Origin of the sequence: Pontibacter anaerobius (assembly GCF_026241195.1) — a bacterium.
Taxonomy (GTDB): domain Bacteria; phylum Bacteroidota; class Bacteroidia; order Cytophagales; family Hymenobacteraceae; genus Pontibacter; species Pontibacter anaerobius.
In genome coordinates this window covers 169,238-189,023 of record NZ_JAPFQO010000009.1, presented here as the reverse complement: position 1 = coordinate 189,023, position 19,786 = coordinate 169,238, and the positions used below count along the sequence as shown (strand labels likewise).

Here is a 19,786-nt window from a genome sequence, read left to right as displayed (position 1 = left end):
GCTAATTATACTTTAAAAGCCAGCCTCTGCAGTTACTGTCTCAGAGGCTGGCTTTTGTTTTGACGCCATTGCCTGCTCGTAGATCTGCACCAGCAAAGTATAGTTTGCCTCCGGGGTATAGTATTCTTCATAACTCCTGCGGGCATGCTGCCCCAGTGTGTGCGCCAGATCGGGAAGTTGCTGCAAGAGTTCTACCTGCCTTGCCAACTCCTGAGGCTGCCCCGGGGTGTAGTGCAAGCCGTTTTGCTGGTGCTGCACAATGTGTGCTGCCCCGCCAATCTTAGCGGCAATCACCGGGGTTGCCGTGGCAAACGCCTCCACTGCCGTCATTCCGAACGTCTCCAGCCACTCCGATGGAAAGATCAGGGCGCGTGCCTTTTTAAGCTGCTCCATGGCTTCTTCCCGTTGGCGGTAGCCCAGGTATTTTACCGACGGGTTCTGAGCGGCATACTCTTCTACACGCTGCTGTAGCGGCCCTGTACCAATAATCTTTAGCGGGAATGGCCGAATGGAGTGCGACTTCAGCAAGGTATCGATGCCTTTTTCCTCCGTCAGCCTGCCTAAGTATAAAAAGTAATCCTCCCGTGTTGCAGCGCCCAAACCTGGGTCAGCGGTAAAGTTTGGCTTTACGGTAAGTTGCTCCGGCCTCAGGTGAAGCGAGGAATGCAGGAAAAGTTCGGCAGCTCCCGGCGTGAGGGCGATAAACTTATCTACTTTATTGCGCCAGGTATCAAGTAGTTTGTGTACTCCGGTTGCCAGCACGACCGATGCTGTTTCAATTTTTGAGTCACGGTAAATGCCTTTTAAAATCGCATTTAAGGGAAATTTCTGCTGTATGTTCCCCAACTGCACCTTGCCGTTATAGTATAACACAGCGCTGGGGCAAATGAGGCGGTAGTTGTGCAGCGTCATCACCATGGGTATTTTATACTTGTGGCACACCCAAAACACCCCTGGCGATACCAGCGGGAAGAAATTGTGCACGTGCACCACATCCGGCCTAAAGGCGCTTATTTTTCTGCTGATGGTGCTTGCACTCTTCGGGTTATACACCACCCCCAGCGCCGCCTGCAGCTTGTCTTTTATACTTGTAATGTTGTTGTTGGAAAAGGTGAGCTGCTCTACAATATGCCCATGCGCACGCAATAGTTGCGCCTCCTGCTCAAATACAGTGTCTTCGCCGCCGGCTTGTTTGTAGTAGTTATGGATCTGCAGAATTCGCATAAAGTATAAAAGGGATAATCAGGATAAAGTACGGATAGCCTTTTGCAGGTCTTCCGGTGTGCCCACATCCAGGCAGGAGCCCTCATCAAAGGACACGCTTAGCACCAACAGGCCATGGTGAATGGCAGCCTGTACCACCTCCCCCACGCTGAACTCTTTGCCAGAAGTATGAAGCCGGGCTTCCTCCCCTTTTAAAAAGCTATGCATAAACTCGGTGAAACGCGGCCCCCAGCAGGCAATGGCCCATCCGTAAGCTAAATTAGAGGTAGCTGGTTTCGGAAATATGGTTTTTACCTCGCCGTTTTCCTCCAGCTCAACCATGTCCCACTTTTGGGGATTTGGCACTTTAAAACAGCCCAGCACTACATCGGCCTGTGTTTTCTCTTGCTTTTGCAGCAGTTGCTCAAACGCATTTTGTGGCTCAAAAAGAATGTCCGGGAAGCCGAAAACAACCCGCTGCTGCCGCACAAAAGTATAGGCCTGGTCTAAGGTATACGGACTGCCGTAAGGCCGCTGCATGATGAGGTAAGCCAGTTGCAGGCCTAATTGGCTGCCATCACCGTAGTAGTCGGGGATGTCCCACTTGCCCTTGCGAAGTATAACGTATACTTGCCTGGCACCGGCACGCTGCATGTGCTCCAGCAGGTACTGCGACACCACCTTAGGGTGCGGCTCCCCGTGCTCCGGATGCGGCTCAAACCCCACCGGGAACAGCTCTTTGCTGCACGGTATAGGCGATAGCCTAGAGCCAAGCCCAGCCGCAGGTATAAGTCCCACTACATTAGTTGCCATCATCAAGAAAAAGCCGCGCAACGCTCCCGAGGGTATGCGATGCGCGGCAATTAGTTTAGTTTGAGTATTATATTGTTACACAGAAGCCTCGGCTCTGTTCAAGTGCTTCAGGGCATTATTCCGGCCTACTTCGTCGTTCGCTGCGAAGTATGCGGCCTGCTCCTGGCGCAGTTGATCTACCAGCCTGCCTTCCGGCATCACCACATCATCATACGTGATCACCTGGTCTTTCGGGATGTCGCGCTTCAGCACGCAGCCTTCTGCCACACCTATCGGCAATAGTCTTTCTGCGGCGGTGGTGTCAGCGTTCTCGCAAAGGCCATAAGTCATGTAGTGTCCGATGCCATCTATCACTTCCCCTGCCTTCAGATCTATCTTAGCGGCTGCCACTACCTCTACCTGCGGTGCGCCCATCGGCGTGAGGGCAGCATCATTGAACAGCACGGCACGCGCCACGGTGTTAGGCACCTCAAAGTGGCACAGGTGGTACGGCGTATAGAAAAGGTATAATGGCCCCTCGCCCAGTTTGTAGAGGTTCAGGTAATGCTGCTGAATTGGGTTATCATGCGTACCCAACACAAATACGCCAGGGCCTGGCTCAGCACCTACCACGTAATCCACGATACCCGGACCATCGGTCAGGTCCTCCAGCGGGTACAGGTTGTGTACGCAGTCTTTCAGCGAGGTGCCGCTCGCCACGGTTGGCCCGTGCATGCCACGCTTAGCCACACGCATACCGGTTCCGTTGGCAATAATGGCCTGCTCGAAAGAGATCTTGCTGCCATCGGCAAAAGAGGTTACCATAGACGGCTGCTGGCCCCACTTCTTCGCAAACCCTTCTTGCGTAGTTGGGTTGCGGTACGGGTCGTGCAGGCCTTTGATGTTGCCGCAAAGCACCGGCTTTACGCCGAGTCCTTTCACGAAGCGGAACAGGTTCATGGTAACGCCGGGCTGGTCGCCGTCGGCATTCGTGAACACCACCCCTGCCTTATCAGCGTATATTTTCAGGATCGGGCCAACTGTTCCGTCTACCTCGGCATTCATCATAATGATGTGCTTGCCGTTGTTGATGGCGGTGATGGCTACGTTGGTACCGAACTCCACGGCACCCGTTACCTCGATCACGGCGTCAATGCCCTCGGCCTGGCACAGCAGCATAGCATCCTCGGTAACGCTATACTTGCCCTGGCGGATATTTTCTTCTAACTCACTTACAGAAGTTACCTCCTGCACGTCTTCTATCTCTGCCTGGTTGTAGGCTTGCCTGGCTTTGTCAAGGGTGCGGTTTGAGATGGCTACCAGCTCCATCCCCTGGGTATATTTACAGATTTGCAGTGCGATGCCGCGGCCCATAAATCCGGCTCCTACCATGGCAACGCGTACCGGGTTACCTTCGGCGTGACGTTTGGCCAGGGCTGTATCTACTATTATCATCTTGAAGTATAAATTTTGGTTTTGAAGAAGCAAAAGCTGCCGGTATTACACCAGCAGCTTGCCTTTAGAAGTTTCCTGTTTATCCGTAAAATCCGGATGTGCCTGGTCTTTTTCGGAGATCACCACCGGCTCTATCGGCCACTCGATGTTAAAGGCAGGGTCGTTCCAGCGTATGCCCTGCTCTGCCCCTGGAGTGTAAAACTCCGTTACCTGGTATGTCACGTCAGTGTTGTCTTCCAGCGTGATGAAGCCATGGGCAAATCCTTCCGGCACGAATAGCATACGGTAGTTATCGGCTGTCAGCTCCACGCCAATCCACTGCTTATACGTCTCTGAATCCGGGCGCATATCGATGATCACATCGTAGATGGCGCCACGGGTACAGCGAACCAGCTTGGTTTCCTCATTCGGGGCCAGTTGCATGTGCATACCACGCAGGGTGCCCTTCTTCTTGTTATAAGACACATTGGTCTGACGGATGTCGTTGGTCAGGCCATACTCTTCAAATTCTTTCTGGCAGAAGGAACGGCCAAAGAATCCGCGCTCATCCTCGATGCGCTTTACATCAATTATATAAGCTCCTTTGAGCTTCGTTTCAGTGAAAATCATAGTATAGCTTAGGCTGTTTCTAATTCGGCTTCTGATACTTTGGAGCTGTTTCGCTGCCACTGCAGTTGCTCGTTTATCTTTTGCGTTTCCTGCAGGCTGTTCAGCACCATCAGGCGCATCAGCAGGGAGTTACGGAAGTCACCGTCTTTGAACTCCATCGCCTTCAATCCCTCGTGCAGTTCCTCAATGGCCTGGCGCAGGGTATACTGTGGTAGGTGATTAGGGGCCAGCTGCTTAAACAGATCGAAGTTTACGCGATACGAGCGCTTATCCGGGGCGGCATCCTTGTTAACCGACACATCCACTCCCGGAATCAGTTCCGCTACAGCATTTGCCAGTTCGTATACCTGGTAGTTCCACTCGTTAGAGCCTGTGTTCACGGCCAGATACTCTCCACCGTTTGATGGCTGTCGAGTTACAGCCCACTCAATGGCACGCGCCATGTCATGCACGTGTATCAGCGGCCGCCAAGGGGTGCCGTCGCTCAGGATGTTGATCTTACCAGTTGCCACAGCTCCTGCCACAAAGTCGTTCAGCACCAGGTCCAGGCGCAGGCGGTCGCTCATGCCGCAGGCAGTGGCAAAGCGGAGGCAGGTTACAGTAAAGCCATCACCGGCAAGGGGCTTCAGGTCTTTCTCGGTAGCTACTTTAGAGCGGGCATAGGCTGTAAGCGGGTTAAGCTCAGAATCTTCCGTTTTTGCTTGCTCGGAGGCTGCGCCATACATGCTGCAGCTGGAGGCGAAAACGTAGTTCTTTACGCCGGCAGCCTTGGCCATCTCGGCAATGCGCACGCTCGACTTGTAGTTAACATCCATGGTGATGTCCTCATACTTCTTGCCCATCGGGTCGTTGGAGATGGCGGCCAGGTGCACCACGGCATCCACACCGTTCAGCACTTCGGCTGGCATGGTACGCACATCACCGTACAGTTGCATGTCCAGGCGGCTCTCAGGAAGTATAGGAGCGTTGGTGAGGCAGGAGGCAAAGTATGCCATGTCGTAGCCTACTAAGGTTGCCTCTGGGTATGCGGCACGCAGGCGCTCTACCACGCCAGGGCCAACATAGCCCATGTTTCCGGTTATCAGTATTTTCATTTGGATGAAATGTATATAGTAAGAAAAGGGGTTGGGTTCTTGTTGATGAGAATGTATGCGCGCTTAGTTCACTGCGCCCGACAGCATTTTATGCCACACGTTCCAAGGGGCTTTGCCGCTCTGCCACAGGTCTTCCAGCACGTGCTTGTCGCGTAGGGTATCCATTGGCTGCCAGAAACCGCGGTGACGGTAAGCAGAAAGATCACCCTCTTCGGCCAGCGACTCCAATGGGCCACGCTCCCAAATGGTGCTGTCATCCTCTATATAATCGAAAACGCTCGGTTCCAGCACAAAGAAGCCACCATTGATCCAGGGCATGTCGCCGCCGGTCGGCTTTTCTTTAAACTGCGGCACCAAGGTAGCCTCAGATGAAAGCGTGAACGCTCCGAAACGGCCCGGCTGCTGCACTGCCGTCAGTGTGGCTTTAGTGCCCTGCGACTTATGGTACTCCACCGCCTCCGCTATGTTCACATCACTCACACCGTCGCCGTAAGTCAGGCAGAAGGTCTCATCGCCCACATAGTCTTTTACACGCTTCAGGCGGCCACCTGTCATGGTTCCCTCACCGGTATCCACCAGCGTCACTTTCCACGATTCGGTATTATTCTTATGTACCTCCATGCCGTTACTGCGCATATCGAAGGTAACATCAGAGTTGTAAAGGAAATAGTTGGCAAAGTATTCTTTAATGATGTGGCCTTTATAGCCGCAGCATATTATAAATTCATTGATGTTATAATGTGAGTAGATCTTCATGATGTGCCAGAGGATCGGCTTTCCGCCAATTTCCACCATCGGTTTTGGGCGCACACCACTTTCTTCGCTAATTCTTGTACCGTAGCCACCGGCAAGTATAACTGCTTTCATCTATATTTTGTAAAGGGTTAAGGGTTAAACGTCATATAAAGGCTGCATCCGCAATATTGTACTACTTCTGCGGCCACTTCTGTAGTAAATACGGAGATTTATATATTTTGATTTAACAGGAATGATTTTTTTCTGAGAGACATTATACTTCAGCATTTCGCCTAACGAGGATATGGCTGCCTGCGTGGGCCGTTTTAATACCGGCATAAGGGGTAAAAATACCCTGTGAGGCTATGGAGTGCAGCTGAAGCGATAACTTTCTGGCGCACTTCACCTTTTTGTAAAATTGTACTACTGCCCGGCGGTAACATCCGTATGTTTGCTTTTGCCGGTAATGGTGCTCTATCATTCTCCTCCATATCATCCTAAGCACTTGATTTTTCACTTGGGTTATCTGCTGAGCTGCATTCGGCGCGGCCGCTTCAGCAGCATCATTTTAACCACCTCGTACAAAAACTTTGTGTTTGTAACCAGGTAGCGTTTCCAGAGGCGGCCCGGTTCCTGCCATAAACGGTAGGTCCACTCCAGGCTCAGGTCACGTGCCCACTTCGGAAGGCGCTTCTCCAGCCCGGCATAGGTCATGTAGGCCTGCCCTACACCCAGCATACAGGCTTTCACCTGCCCTTTGTGGTCGGCCATCCAGCGCTCCTGCTTAGGGCAGCCCAGCGCCACGAACACCAGGTCAGCCCCGGAGTCATTGATCATGTTCGTGATGGCGGTATCTTCTATATGCGTTAATTTCCGGAAAGGCGGGGAGTAAGAGCCGGCCACGCGCAGGTGCGGCAGATCGGTCTTGGTACGCGCTACCACCGCCTCCAGCACCTGGTCTGTGGAGCCGTAGAAGAAAACGGACTTTCCCCTCTTGGCAGCTTCCTGCAGTAAGCGCGGCATCAGGTCCATACCTGGCACGCGATCCTGGTGCTGTCCGTAAAGCAGCTTCATTAGTTTAGACAGCGGTCCCCCGTCCGGCGAGGCGATGTCTGCGTTGTTGAGCAGGTTCTGGAAATCCTTATCCTGCTGTGCCTCCATCAGCATGTGCACATTGGCAAAGCATACATAAGAGGATTCCTTATGGTCGGTGAGCCAGAAAACGTGGTTCACAAAGTCATTAAAAGAGCCTGCCGAGATAAGGGAGCCGAGAAGCTGGCGCTTCTCTTTTATAGGTGGCTCGGCAGTTACAGGTTGTTCTTGTATCGTATCAGTAAGCATTTTTTTCGCCTTTTATCATGTTCCAAACAGTAAGGAAGATAATTTTCATGTCCATCATAAAACTCCACTTGGCCATGTACATCACGTCGTACTCTACGCGCTTCTCCATCAGGTGTACTTCCTTGGTCTCGCCGCGGTAACCGCTTACCTGTGCATAACCTGTAATACCCGGAGTAACGAAGTGGCGCATTTTATACTTTGAGATAACCTTGGAGTACTGGTCTAGCTGCGACACCAGGTTCGGGCGTGGTCCTACAACCGACATGTCTCCTAGCAGTACGTTGAAAAACTGCGGCAGTTCGTCTAAACTTGTCTTGCGCATAAAGGCACCGAAGCGGGTAATGCGTGGGTCGTTCTTAGTTGCCTGAAGCTCAGTATTATTGTTCACGCGCATCGTTCTGAATTTGTAGCACACAAACAGCCTGTTTTTCTTACCAGGGCGCAACTGCTTAAAGAAAATCGGACCTTTCGATTCCAGCTTTATAAGCAGGGCTATGATCGGGAACAAGATCGGGAAGATCAGCAGAATCACACTCAGGGAGAACACGATGTCGAAAATACGCTTTACAACACGGTTAGAAGCAAGTTCCAGCGGCTCGTTACGCATACTCAGCATCGGGATGTTATGGTAAAAGTATACGCTCACATCCTTCTTAACTATCGCGCTGAAGTCCGGTACAAGGCGCAGGTAAATAAAGTTATCGTTGGCAAACTCAGTCAGTTCGTCTATCTGGGCCTCATCGGTAAGTGGCTTGGTATAGTAAATCTCATCGATGCTGTGCTGCAGGCAGTAATCCTTCAGGTCTTCTATGTTACCCTGCACCTGGCTGCTGAAGGCGCTGCTCATGTCGGCTGCATCATCAAAGAAGCCCATGAATTTTGTGCCTATCTCGTCGTTGTTGCTCAACGTATGATGTAGCGAGGCTGCGGCCGGGCCTGTACCAACTATAACGTAGCGGGTGTGCGCCATGTCCGAGTTAGTGAAATAGCGGTTCATCTGGAACATGATCAGGCGACTCACACCGATCAGTAAGGCTGTAGATAAGTAAGTATACAGCAGCAACAGTCGGGAAAGCTCCTCCAGGTTAAACACAACGATACAGCTAGCCAGAATAAGCGCGTGCATCACAAACACGTTGATCAGGTTGCCCAGGCGCTTGTCTATCGGAAGGAAGCTATCCACCCTAACCACGAAGTTAGAGAAGCCGGAAACGATCCACCACACCAGAGCAAATAGCACAAAAAAGATGTTATACTGGTGATCAAGATCCAGGCTACCGTAACGGATCAGGTTTGAGATCTTAAAAGCAAAAGCGATAAGCGTAACGTCAAGAAATAACAGAAGGACTCTGTTAAAACTGTAGTAGTGTTTATATTTATTCATGTGGTTGAGTACTTTTTTGGGTCATAAGTAAACGTTGGTATTCTGCACTGCCTCATTCTAATCAACTTCACAAACTGCCCTCTAAGGCCAAACCATAGCGCTTTAATACTTACACCAGTTGTTAAGAAAAGCCGGGCTCTTGTTGCCTCCTCAGGCGCTTCCAGCAGAAGCGTCGCTTTTTTGTCTTATAAACCGTAGCATCAAAGCATCAGCATTAGGTCTTGTGTGTTTGTCTGAAATACGGCCTTCTCCACACGAAGGTTTATAATTTTATTAAGTTCTATTAAAAAAGAACAATTACTTAATATACCAAAATTCACATATCCATATATTCAAAATTCACTCTTTAAGCTCATTTACCTATACTTTAGTTTAATAGCCATTGGCATATCTGAAAACCGCATACAAACCAATATATGACATTATCAATATAAAGGATAGATACTGTCACCATGTAGCTCACAGAAGCTCTAGGATAGGCAGGGAAAAGTATGTAAATCTATTTTTTATAACTATTTCAATGATTATATAAATAAAATTTATAATAAATATATATGCTGAATTTAAAACATTACTATAGGATCGCAGCATGAAGCCAGCACAATAAGAATAGAATAGTACAATCTACGTTAACAGAACAGTCGTTTGGGGAGTAAAAGCAAACACTATCCTATTGCCTCTACACGGTGTATTAACTAACCTTCTTTTCAGGCAAGAAGAAAAGAGCAGTAAATCACAAAAAATCAGCTATATACGAAGTCCAAAAAATTAAAGTTTCAGACAGATGTAAAAAAAATTAAAAATTTTGCCAGTTATTGAACTTTAGCCCCCACAAATACACTTAATCTTGGTGTGTCAGCATCAGTCATCTATTGGACTTATACTTGATAGGCTACTGACAGTGCAACAGCAGTAATTTAATGTTTTTTAAAGCTCTGAGACTGTGTTACTAAGACATAGCATAAATGGGCATGGCTACTGGCTGAGTTTACAACCAGATGTTAAACCAAAAGAGGAACTATATAAAGAATATCTACAGCTAAAGTATATGCGTTTACCTGCCCAAGGCATTTTATGCCTGCTACTGTTGCAGCTTTGGAGTGCCTTTACCACCTACACCTACGCCCAAACTTGTACTCCATCTATTTCAAGCTCTGGTAATCTTTGTACCTCAGGCCAGGTTATACTTTCGGCCAGCGAGGCTGAGAGTTACCTTTGGTCTAACGGAGCCACTACTCCAAGTATAACCGTTACGGAAAGCGGAACCTACACCGTAAAAACCGTACAGGCCGATGGTTGCGAGGCCACCTCAGAGGAGATGTCGGTAACTAATGGTCCGGACGCCACGGTAGCAGACCCGATCACGTTCTTCACCTCCTGTAGCTATGCCGGCAATGTCTCCACATTTGAACTGACCATTGAAAACGCCTCGATCACCAAAGCCACAAACACCCGCTATGAGGTAAACTGGGGTGACGGAACTAGCGATAGTTTCGGAAAAGTGTTTGAGACCGCTTCCCATACGTACAGGTCAGGCGGCAGCTTTAAGCTGACAGTAACCGCTTATGATGCTCACGGCTGCAGCAACACGCACGAGGAGCGCGTGTTTATTGGCAGTAACCCCAGCCTTGGCCTCGCCAGCCGCGGCAACACCAACGATTGCGCCCCCGCCACCTTCACTTTCGACATCCTGAACACAGAGGGCAACTCAGCTCAGACCGTTTATACTTTCCAGTTTGATGACGGCTCGGCTCCAATGACGTTTACGCACGCCAACCTGCCGAAGACTATTGAGCATACGTTCACGGAGTCGTCCATGAAGATGCCGGGACGTGCCTTTACTCTGAGCGCCACGGCCACTAACCCCTGCGGCACTACTCCGGCCACGGTAGGCGGCATTAAAATATCTAAAGGCCCGATTGCGGATTTTGGAATTGGAAAAGCCTGCCTGAACACAGCTATAAAACTGACAGATAAAACCATAGAGGGCTTTAACGCCAATGCCACCAGCGGAAGCCCTACCAGCTATGTGGTGGAGTGGGAGATTTCCCCGGCGCAGGGATGGGAGTATACCTCCGGCAACTTCAAGACGAACAACCCCTGGGTGAAGTTTACCGAGCCCGGCACCTATACCATCCGTCTCACGGCCACCCCGACAGGCATCAATACCAAGTGTACCTCCAGCAGCATCGAGAAAACCATTACCATAGAAGAAGCCCCTGTGGCCGACTTCAGTTTGAGCGGGGATAATACATGTGTGCCGGCTATTTTTGAAGCAACCAATACTTCTAGAGGCGCTGAGGCTACCTATACCTGGCGGGTTAGCCCGGCAGAGGGATGGGTGTTTACGCAGGACACAGACGCAAACTCAAAAAACGCGGTTTTCCAGTTTAACAAAGCCGGCACTTATACCATCGGCCTGACGGCCAGCAACAGCTGCCAGACATCGCTCAAGGAGACAACCATCACCATAAAAGATAAACCGCTGGTGCAGCTGCCACCCCTGCAAGTATACTGCGGCCCTCAGACGATTTCCTTTACAACGAAAAACAATGCCCACGCACCTGCTTATGACGCACAGCAAGGCACCATTAGTAAGTATAACTGGTCTGTTACAGGTCCGGGTGCAGTAACATTTGCAGATGGAACTGATGCCAGTTCGGCTTACCCAAGTATAAATTTTAGCGAGGCGGGCACGTACACCGTCAGTTTGGTTGCAACAAATGAGTGCGGAGTTTCTGAGGCGGCAACGCAGCAGATTGTTATAAATCCGCTGCCAGAGCTAAAGGTAACATCCTCTGAACCGGCCATCTGTATCGGCGGCGGCACCACGCTCAGTGTGGAAGGTGCGGACACCTATACCTGGGCACCGGCTACCGGGCTGAGCGCCACTACCGGCAACACCGTTACCGCAAATCCAACCGAGACCACGACCTATACCATCACCGGCACCAACATGGAGACAGGCTGTACCAGCACCACTACCTTTACTTTGGAGGTGAACCCGCTGCCGGAGGTACAGGTGACAGCTAACGCACAGGAAATATGCCAGAGCCAGGGCACAGCTATACTTTCTGCCAGCGGCGCCGATACCTACACCTGGGCTCCGGCCATAGGCTTGAGTTCGACTTCGGGAGCAGAAATTACCGCCTCCCCTGCCGAAACCACTACTTACACGGTGACAGGCTACAACAGCGCCACCGGCTGCAGCAGCACTGCTACCGTAACTGTTACCGTTAACCCACTGCCGGAGGTAAACGCCGGACCCGACCTTACCGTCTGCGACGACCCTACCCCACTGCAGCTGCAGGTAGGTCCAGCGGGAGGTGTGTGGAGCGGTGCGCATGTGAGTACTGAAGGAGAATTCATTCCAAACGGTAAAGGTTCTTTTGTGCTGATTTATACTTACACCAATGCCAAAGGCTGTAGCAACTCTGACCAGATGACGGTTAACGTGACCGATGTGGCGCAGGCCGCAGTGGAGCAGAAGGAAGTAGAGGTCTGCCTGAATACAGGCAAGTTTATACTTGGTGCCAGCCCGGCAGGCGGCAAGTGGAGCGGTTCAAAGTATGCTTCAGAGGATGGCACGTTCACGCCCTCAGAAGTGGGTACTTATACTTTAACTTATACTGTGTACACCGGCACCTGCTTCACCACAGACCAGATGCAGGTAACGGTTAAGCCGCTGCCTGATGCGCCTGTTATTACGGGAGTAAAGGATATCTGCTTCAACACCGCCACCACACTCCAGGCAGAAGTACAAACTGGCTCCATCAACTGGTACGACCAACTGAAAGGCGGTAAGCTGCTGGGAACCACTCCAGCCGGAACAGCCTTTGAAACCGGGCAACTAACCAAGACAACAGATTTCTTTGCGGAGTATATCGGCGAGAACCAATGCGCCAGTCCACGCACCCGCGTTACCGTAATCGTTCGTCCGGAGATCGCTGCCCCTGTAGTGGCTCCAGTCAATATCTGTGGAGCAGGCAAAGCCACACTGGTAGCACAAGGCTCGGCCAGCAAGTATAACTGGTACGATGCAAGCGGAAACCTGCTGGTAAACCAGGGCAATAAAGTATACGAGCCAACCGTGGAGCAAACTTCTGCTTTCTATGTGGAGGCCGTGATCGGCACCTGTGCCGGCCCGCGCACGCAGGTGCTGGTTACGGTTAACCCTAAACTTGATAATAACACCATTACGGCCCCCGAAATAGTATGCGCCAACGCGCCACTGAGCATTACAGGCACTGAGCCTGTGGGCGGCAGCGGAGCAGGCACTTATACATACCAATGGATGAGTAGCCTCAATGGCAGCACCTTCACGAACATCCAGGGAGCCACGGGCAAAGTATACCAATCGCAGGAAGGGCTGGCCCTGCCGACCTGGTTTAAGCGTATAGTGTACTCAGATGGCTGTATGCTGGCATCGGAGGCAGTGAAGGTGGATGTGATTCCGGCTATCACCAAGAATGAGCTGCGCGAGGTACCTGCCATCTGCTCTGGCCAGGCACCCGAGGAGATACAAGGCGTACTGGCAGGAGGCGCTGAGCCTTATACTTACACCTGGTATGTGAGCTCCGACAACACCAACTTTACGAAAATAGAGAACAGCAACTCGGCTAACTACAAGCCAACGACACCGCTTACCGCCAACACCTGGTACAAGCGCGTGGTGCAGTCCGGCTCATGCAATGCCAGCACCAGCAACACGGTTATGGTAAGGGTGATGCCCCCGATCAGCAAAAACCTTATCACTGGCACGCAAACTGTTTGTGAAAGCGACGCGGCCATACTTATCGGTCAGGCGCCGGAAGGCGGTTTCGGACCGGGAAGCTATACTTTCTACTGGGAGTTTAAAAAAACGGGCGGCGAGTACCGCGAGATACCGAACAGCCGCGGTAACAGCACCCAAGACTGGACAGCCCAGAACCTGACAGAGACAACAACCTTCAGAAGAGTGGTAATCTCAGGCTCCTGCGCCGTGAGCACCAGCGACCCTATTACGGTAACGGTAAACCCTAAGCTCCTGAACCTGATCGCCGGCGACCAGGAAGTATGCCAGGGCGGCACCCCTACCCTACTTACCAGCCTCACCCTTACCACGGGCGGCGAAGCAGGCAAGTATAACTATACCTGGGAGTACAGATCTGAAGGCGATGCCAACTTTATGCCGGCACCGGGCAACAACACCCGCGCCGACGGCAGCTACCAGCCAGGCAGCCTGAGCAAAACCTCGCTGTTCCGCCGCAAGGTAACGTCAGGCGGCTGCACCAGCTACTCCGAGCCCGTAAAGGTTACGGTAAACCCAATCATCGAGAACTATAACATCAAGGCATCACAGAGCGTCTACGCAGGCACCAAACCCGCTCCGCTAACAGGCCTGAACACGGCTCCTTTAAAAGGAGGTAACGGCAAGTATAGCTATCGCTGGGAGTTCAGCACGGATGGGGTAAACTTCGATCCTGCCGAAGGCAACAACCAGAACCCGGATTATACTTTCCCGAGAGGCCTGTATAAAGACACCTGGTACCGCCGTGTGGTACTATCCGGTGGATGCGAGGTGGTGTCGAATGAGGTGCAGATCACGGTGATTGCGGAGATCGCCAACAACATCATCAAATCGGACCAGACCATCTGTATCGGCAATGTGCCGGAGCGGCTGGAGGGCGAGCTACCCAAAGGCGGCGAAGGCAACTTCAACTACCGCTGGGAAAGCAGTGTGAAAGGCGATAAATCCGGCTTTGTGACGGCGCAGGGTTACAACGGCTCACCAAACGATGGCCAAAGCTTTCAGCCTGGTCCGTTAAGCCAGGACACCTGGTTCCGCCGCATCGCTACCTCCGGCGCTTATACCGACATCAGTAATGCTATACTTATCACAGTAAAACCTGAGTTGAGCAACAACGTGGTGCTATCGGGCACGCAAACGGTTTGCTACGGTGAGGCCCCGGCTACTTTAGTTGGCTCTGAGCCAGCTGGCGGTAGCGGCAACCCGGCTTACCTGTGGGAGCAAAGCAACAGCCGCAACGGCATTTTCACACCAGCCCCGGGCCAGAACGATAGAAAAGACTATACCCCATACCCACTTAAGGAGAATACCTGGTTCCGCCGTGTGGTCACCTCCGCCTCCTGCGGCTCCCTGACAAGCAATGCTGTGGAGGTGAAAGTAACGCCGCTGCCTGACATGCCAACGGCACAGGGAGCCAGCATCTGCGCTGGCCTCAGCACTACGCTTACGGCCACCGGCAAAGGCGGCAGGCTGGAGTGGTATGCCAGTGCAGCAGGCGGATCACCGCTTGGCACCGGAAGCACTTTTAAAACGCAGGCACTGCTCCACACCACAACCTTCTATGTGCAGGAGGTGCAGAGCTGCGCCAGCAAACGCTTGCCGGTAACGGTGACCGTAACAGAGCCTGAACTAAGCGCTGGCCCTGATGTAACGGTGGTGAAAGGAAGAGGTGTACAACTGCAGGCAAGCGGTGGCCTGACCTACAGCTGGGCACCTGCTGTAGGAATGGACAATCCGAGTATAGCCAACCCAACGCTGACACCGGAGAAAACCACCGTGTACACAGTTACGGCTACCACCGAGGGCGGCTGTACTTTCTCTGACGAGGTGGTGGTGGTGGTGCTGCCGTTCATTGACATCCCGAATACCTTTACGCCTAACCAGGATGGCATTAACGATACCTGGGAAATCGAGAACATCGACAAGTACAGCAACTGTAAGGTGCAGATATTTAACCAGTGGGGCAACCAGGTATTCAGCTCAGAAGGATACAAGCAACCTTGGGACGGGCGCCAGAACGGCAATCCGTTACCAATGGCTACTTACTATTATATTATAAAGTTAGACCGGAATGAAAAGCCGCTGACAGGCAGTGTAACCATCGTTAAATAAGCCAATCTATGAACAAACTTTTAGCCCTGGGAGTGATGCTACTGGTGGCGGCTGGCAGTGCTTTTGCCCAGCAGCGGCCGCAGTACACGCAGTATACCCTGAATAACTACCTCGCCAACCCCGCCATAACGGGAATAGAGGATTATGCTGACCTGAAACTGGGAACGCGCCAGCAATGGTCGGGGCTGGAGGGAGCCCCCCAATCCTACTATGCCACACTGCACATGCCTATTAATAAGCCGGGGGCAAGTCCCTCTTACGGCAGCAGGCGCAGCATGGCCAAGGAGTCAAGTATGAAGCCTTCCAATATTTACAGGCGTTCCCGTCCGCATCATGGGTTTGGCCTGATGGCCATGTCTACAGAGACGGGACCGCTGAAGCGAGGTAGTGTCTCGGCCAGCTATGCTTATCACCAGCCTATCACGCGTACGATAAAAGTTTCGGCTGGCGTGCAGCCCGGTATTATCCAGTACAGCCTGGATCCAGCCCGCGTAAAGCTAGCTAACAACAGCCTGCATGACCCCGCCATCTACGACGGGCGCGTGAACGAGGTGAAATTTGACCTGGGCATGGGGCTCTGGCTGTACTCCCGCAACTTCTACGCCGGGGTGGCGGGTGCCCAGCTGGTGCCGAGCAAGCGGCAGTACCTAGCGGATAACACGCCATCCGACAACGATGGCTCACTGCAGCAGCACTACTATGTTACCGGCGGCTACCGCCTTGACGTAGCGCCGTACATCTCACTTATCCCCTCGGTTATGGTAAAGGTGGCGCAGCCTAGCCCGCTCTCGGTAGATGCTACCATGAAAGTGGTGTACGGCGACAGGCTCTGGGGCGGTGTCACCTACAGGCACAAAGAATCTGTGGCAGCCATGGCGGGCATCAACATCAGCCCCCTGCTGGACCTGGCTTACTCCTACGACGCCGGCACCTCGCCGCTGGGGCACACAAATGCAGGCAGCCATGAGGTAGTGCTCGGGTTTAAGCTGCGCAATACACGCAAGATAATTTGCCCGGAATGGGCGTGGTAATATGAAATAATGGTTTAGTTTGAGAGTACAGAAATGGGGCAGCTACCTTAGCTGTCCTTTTCTTTTTCAGTGGATACAGAATCGAAACTTTACTATCTTTCCAGCAGTAAGGCTATACATAAATCACTTTGCTATGCTGTTAAAGAAAATTGCCGCCATTCTTTTTGGCCTGATGTTTCTGTCGTTTGTAGTGGTGCAGTACAATGACCCTGACCCTGTGATTTGGATGATCATTTATGGCGCTGCAGCCCTGCTATGTTTCCTTTCGGCGGCAGGTAAAGCTCCTGCCCCGTTGCTTTGGGTAGCGGCTGTGCTTTTTGCTGTTGGCGGCATCTACATGTGGCCCGAACGGTTCGAAGGCGTTAGTATCGGCGGCGGCGATATCAAGAACATTGAAGAGGCGCGGGAATCGCTTGGCTTGTTCCTGGCTACACTCATTTTTGCTGGTTTAGCCCTGTCTGGCAATTACAAGTCTCGCCGCACCTCCACCCAGACACAACACCAGAAAACAAAATGAGCTAACCGATCTGAGATCCGCTAGCCCACCTGCTTATACTTTATACTTCTCTACAGTTGCACGGCCTCAAAGCCTGCTCTTTCCACAGTGCTTTTGATTGTCGCAGCATCAGCGGAGTCAGCTTTTACCTCCAGCACTTTGTCCGGGTTATCGGTATCCACTTTCCACTCCTGTACACCCTCCAGTTTGTTAAGGTGAGGGGTTACGGCACGTACACAGTTTCCGCAGTTAATGTTGGTTTTAAACTTATAGGTTTCCATACTATTCTCGATTTATTTATTTAACATATTAATTAAACTTTTAACTTCTTAGACCTTAAACGCAGGCTGTTGGTCACAACCGATACTGAGCTTAGGGCCATGGCAGCGCCCGCTATCATAGGGTTCAGCAGGAAGCCCGTGAACGGGAACAGGACGCCAGCTGCTATCGGAATACAGATCACGTTGTAGAAAAAAGCCCAGAACAGGTTCTGGTGTATCGTCTGCACAGTGGCCCGCGACAGTTTTACGGCCCTGGCAACCTGTGTGAGGTCAGAGCGCATCAGCGTGATGCCAGCCACCTCCATGGCCACATCAGTGCCCTGGCCCATGGCTATACTTACATCGGCAGTGGCAAGCGCCTGTGCATCGTTTATACCATCGCCTACCATGGCCACTACTTTGCCTTCCGCCTGTAGCTTCTTCACAAAGTCCGCTTTATCAGTAGGCAGCAACTCTGCCTGGTAATGCTCTACCCCAACCTGGCGCGCCACGGCTGATGCAGTCTGGCTGTTATCACCGGTGAGCATGTATACTTCTAACCCAGCCTCGTGCAAGGCTTTTATACCTTCGGCAGCAGCGGGCTTTATCGGATCGCTCACAGCGAACACAGCCAGTGCCTGGGTGGCATTAGCAAAGAAGATAACGGTTTTAGCGTCTTCCTGCAGCTGCCTTGCGGCCTGCAACAAATGCTCCGGCAGTTCTACGCCTTGCTGGCGTAGCAGTTTCTCGTTACCGGCCAGGTAGCGGGTGTTATGATATGTTGCCTCAATACCCAGCCCGGTAAGGCTGTTAAACGTGTCTGGCTGTAAGGCCCTTTGCCCTTTCTCTTTGTAAAAGGTGTAGATGGCCTGCGCGATCGGGTGCTCCGACTGAGCCTCCATGGAGAAGAACAAGGTTTCGAGCTGCTCCTGCTCAGTGGTATCCAGCGCCCACACTACATCCGTTACAGAGGGCTTACCCAGCGTGATGGTTCCAGTCTTATCCAGTATAACGGCGTTTACCTTATGTGCGTGCTCCAGGCTTTCGGCATCTTTTATTAGGATTCCGTTTTCCGCGCCCCGGCCCACACCCACCATAATGGCGGTTGGCGTGGCCAGACCAAGCGCACAAGGGCAGGCGATAACCAGCACCGAGATAGTAGACAGCAGCGCCTCCGTCAGGTAAGCCTGCCCGCCGAAGACGAACCAGGCAGCGAAGGTAAGTACAGCAATCACCAGCACCACCGGCACAAAAATCCCCGCTATCTTATCCACCAGCTTCTGTACCGGGGCCTTGCTGCCCTGCGCCTCCTGCACCAGCTTAATAATGTGCGCCAGCATGGTCTCGCCACCGGTTTTCTGGGCAATTACCTGCACGCTGCCCTTCTGGTTAATAGTACCGGCATACAGGGCGTCGCCCGGTCTTTTCTGCACTGGCAGCGGCTCGCCACTCAGCATACTTTCGTCTACGTAAGTAGTGCCTGCGGCCACTTCCCCGTCCACCGGTACGCGCTCACCAGGCAGCAGCACAACCCTATCGCCTATCTGTACTTCCTCGATCTTGATTTGAAGCTCGGTACCATCGCGCAGCACACGCACTGTTTTCGGCTGCAGGCCCATCAGCTTTTTAATAGCCGACGAGCTGCGGTCTTTGGCGCCCTCCTCCAGGTACTTGCCCAGAAGTATAAACGCGATGATCACGGCCACAGCCTCATAGTACACATGCGGCATCAGGCCACGGTTCAGGAAGAACTCCGGGTACACGGTATTAAAGACGCTGAATACAAAGGCGATGCCCGTGCTGAGCGCCACCAGCGTATCCATATTGGCGCGCCCATGCTTGGCCTGTGCCCAGGCTCCCACAAAAAATCGCTGCCCTGCCCAAAGCAGCACCGGCGCAGTAAGTATAAGCATCGCCCAATTGCCCCAGATAAATGTATCGTGGAAGAACATGCCAAGTATAAACACCGGCAGTGCCAGCACACCCGCAATAATGGTTCTGCGTTTCAGGTTAGCCAGGGCTTTTGCCTGCCGCTCTTCCAGTTCCTCCTGTGTTGTTTGCTCAACAAGTATGTCAAAGCCAATCTCCTGCACTGTTTCGCGCAGCTGAACTGGTGTTACCTCGTTCTCATCGTAGGCCACCTGCAGGGTTTTGCCGGCAAAGTTCACGTTGGCCTCCGCTACTCCCTCACGCGCCATCAGCATGCTCTGTATGCTGTTGGCACAGGAGGCGCAGGTCATACCCTCCACCGGGAAGGAGGCTTTGGTAAGTTTTCTATTTTGTACGGTTGCCATCTTTTTCATTGTTTTATCTGATACAAAGATACGGTGCCTTTGCCCCTTATGTCTTACACAATTTCGGATAAGGGTTATATGTTTTACAGACAACCTTGGTTCACGCGGCCTGCTTCCCGAGTGCCACAGGTGCAGTTAAGGTGAATTTTGCAGCGTCCTTACAGGTGTCCTTCCTTGCGGATAGTTCAATT

At 52.1% G+C, this 19,786-nt stretch carries 13 protein-coding genes; 3 read left to right on the top strand and 10 right to left on the bottom strand.

Annotated features, from left to right (window positions below; translation table 11 throughout):
• Nucleotides 1-12 precede the first annotated feature (12 nt).
• From OO017_RS14415 to OO017_RS14380, 8 genes are all read right to left on the bottom strand, one after another.
• The gene (locus tag OO017_RS14415) at nt 13-1,224 is read right to left on the bottom strand and encodes a glycosyltransferase (protein ID WP_266053258.1); all 1,212 of its coding nucleotides are present in this window, start codon (nt 1,222-1,224) and stop codon (nt 13-15) included.
• Nucleotides 1,225-1,242: 18 nt separating this feature from the next.
• Complete coding sequence (locus OO017_RS14410; protein WP_266053257.1) at nt 1,243-2,019, bottom strand: nucleotidyltransferase family protein; 777 nt, start codon at nt 2,017-2,019, stop codon at nt 1,243-1,245.
• A 72-nt stretch (nt 2,020-2,091) separates the two neighbouring features.
• A complete protein-coding gene (locus OO017_RS14405) occupies nt 2,092-3,450 on the bottom strand; it encodes an NAD(P)H-dependent oxidoreductase (protein ID WP_266053256.1) in 1,359 nt (452 codons plus the stop codon).
• Between the two features lie 45 nt (nt 3,451-3,495).
• Nucleotides 3,496-4,059, bottom strand: a complete 564-nt coding sequence (gene rfbC, locus OO017_RS14400) for a dTDP-4-dehydrorhamnose 3,5-epimerase (RefSeq protein WP_266053255.1) — start codon at nt 4,057-4,059, stop codon at nt 3,496-3,498.
• A gap of 8 nt (nt 4,060-4,067) precedes the next feature.
• The gene (locus tag OO017_RS14395) at nt 4,068-5,153 is read right to left on the bottom strand and encodes an NAD-dependent epimerase/dehydratase family protein (RefSeq protein ID WP_266053254.1); all 1,086 of its coding nucleotides are present in this window, start codon (nt 5,151-5,153) and stop codon (nt 4,068-4,070) included.
• A gap of 63 nt (nt 5,154-5,216) precedes the next feature.
• Nucleotides 5,217-6,020: a glucose-1-phosphate cytidylyltransferase gene (rfbF, locus tag OO017_RS14390; RefSeq protein ID WP_266053253.1), complete on the bottom strand. Its 804-nt coding sequence runs from the start codon at nt 6,018-6,020 to the stop codon at nt 5,217-5,219.
• Between the two features lie 390 nt (nt 6,021-6,410).
• A complete protein-coding gene (locus OO017_RS14385; RefSeq protein WP_266053252.1) occupies nt 6,411-7,229 on the bottom strand; it encodes a WecB/TagA/CpsF family glycosyltransferase in 819 nt (272 codons plus the stop codon).
• A complete protein-coding gene (locus OO017_RS14380) occupies nt 7,219-8,613 on the bottom strand; it encodes an undecaprenyl-phosphate glucose phosphotransferase (protein WP_266053251.1) in 1,395 nt (464 codons plus the stop codon). The genes OO017_RS14385 and OO017_RS14380 overlap by 11 nt, the downstream gene beginning before the upstream one ends.
• A gap of 1,048 nt (nt 8,614-9,661) precedes the next feature.
• Between OO017_RS14380 and OO017_RS14375 the strand changes: the two genes are divergently transcribed.
• From OO017_RS14375 to OO017_RS14365, 3 genes are all read left to right on the top strand, one after another.
• Complete coding sequence (locus tag OO017_RS14375; protein ID WP_266053250.1) at nt 9,662-15,514, top strand: T9SS type B sorting domain-containing protein; 5,853 nt, start codon at nt 9,662-9,664, stop codon at nt 15,512-15,514.
• A gap of 8 nt (nt 15,515-15,522) precedes the next feature.
• The gene (locus OO017_RS14370) at nt 15,523-16,545 is read left to right on the top strand and encodes a PorP/SprF family type IX secretion system membrane protein (protein ID WP_266053249.1); all 1,023 of its coding nucleotides are present in this window, start codon (nt 15,523-15,525) and stop codon (nt 16,543-16,545) included.
• 133 nt (nt 16,546-16,678) lie between these two features.
• Nucleotides 16,679-17,062, top strand: a complete 384-nt coding sequence (locus OO017_RS14365) for a transmembrane 220 family protein (protein ID WP_266053248.1) — start codon at nt 16,679-16,681, stop codon at nt 17,060-17,062.
• Nucleotides 17,063-17,112: 50 nt separating this feature from the next.
• On the opposite strand, the gene OO017_RS14360 is transcribed toward OO017_RS14365, so the two are convergent.
• Together OO017_RS14360 and OO017_RS14355 are read right to left on the bottom strand one after the other, a co-directional pair.
• A complete protein-coding gene (locus OO017_RS14360; RefSeq protein ID WP_266053247.1) occupies nt 17,113-17,322 on the bottom strand; it encodes a heavy-metal-associated domain-containing protein in 210 nt (69 codons plus the stop codon).
• 32 nt (nt 17,323-17,354) lie between these two features.
• Nucleotides 17,355-19,595, bottom strand: a complete 2,241-nt coding sequence (locus OO017_RS14355; protein WP_266053246.1) for a heavy metal translocating P-type ATPase — start codon at nt 19,593-19,595, stop codon at nt 17,355-17,357.
• Nucleotides 19,596-19,786 lie beyond the last annotated feature (191 nt).